This is a genomic window from Pseudomonas sp. DrBHI1 (assembly GCF_002205115.1).
GTDB lineage: Bacteria > Pseudomonadota > Gammaproteobacteria > Pseudomonadales > Pseudomonadaceae > Aquipseudomonas > Aquipseudomonas mosselii.
Window position 1 is genome coordinate 1 of the sequence record NZ_NIBE01000100.1, and the last position, 456, is coordinate 456.

A 456-nucleotide genomic window follows, 5' to 3' on the forward strand; every position below is an offset into this window, starting at 1 on the left:
CCCAGGTAGCCCAGGGCCACGCCGTCACCGGCGATATACAACTCGCCCACCGCCCCCACTGGCAGCAGTTGCTGGCGGGCATCGAGCACATAGCAGCGGCTGTTGCCGATCGGCTTGCCAATCGGGATGCTGCCCTCGCCCACCACGGTGATTTCGTGGGTGGTGCTGAAAGTAGTGGCCTCGGTCGGGCCGTAGCCGTTGAGCAGGTGTTGCGGCGCGCCATCGCGCAGTACCCGGGCGATCACCGCCGGGTCCAGCACATCGCCACCGACCATCAGGTAGCGAAGCGCTCGGAACGCTGGCAGCAGGTCGTCGGCGAACTGGTGGAACAGGCCGGCGGTCAGCCACAGTACGGTGACGCCCTGCTCCAGCAGCACTTCGCGCAGGCCCTGGCGCGACAGCACCGTGTCCTGGTCGATCACCACCACCGCGCCGCCGTTGAGCAGTGGCGCCCAG

General features: G+C 68.2%; 1 protein-coding gene. It reads right to left on the bottom strand.

Annotation, left to right across the window (positions count from 1 at the left end):
• Window positions 1-456: AMP-binding protein (locus tag CC207_RS20010; protein ID WP_143496143.1), on the bottom strand; the 456-nt coding region annotated here is incomplete at both ends.